Origin of the sequence: Alkalihalophilus lindianensis, assembly GCF_032843265.1 — a bacterium.
Taxonomy (GTDB): domain Bacteria; phylum Bacillota; class Bacilli; order Bacillales; family Bacillaceae_D; genus Alkalihalophilus; species Alkalihalophilus lindianensis.
Map to the genome: position 1 here is coordinate 1 of NZ_JAWJBA010001087.1, position 233 is coordinate 233.

1 protein-coding gene is annotated in these 233 nt (G+C 40.3%); it reads left to right on the forward strand.

Annotation, left to right across the window (positions count from 1 at the left end; all coding sequences use genetic code 11):
• Positions 1-233 (forward strand): carbohydrate ABC transporter permease (locus tag RYX56_RS25460; RefSeq protein ID WP_369293577.1); only part of this gene is annotated, 233 nt, incomplete at both ends.

Below are 233 nucleotides of genomic sequence, written 5' to 3' on the forward strand. Positions count from 1 at the left end.
TAAAAATCACCGTGCCAATGGTAAAAGAAACAGCGGTTGTGGCATCGGTAGTGACCCTGTCGGGTGCTTTCCTCGTCTTTAATCAAGTGTTTATTTTAACCAATGGCGGTCCAGGTCAAGCTTCTGAAGTATTGGGTACACAGTTGTACCATTCTGCTTTTGTAAATGGCGATATGGGATATGCGTCTACCATTGCTAATATTATATTCGTGATTACTTTAATTCTATCAATC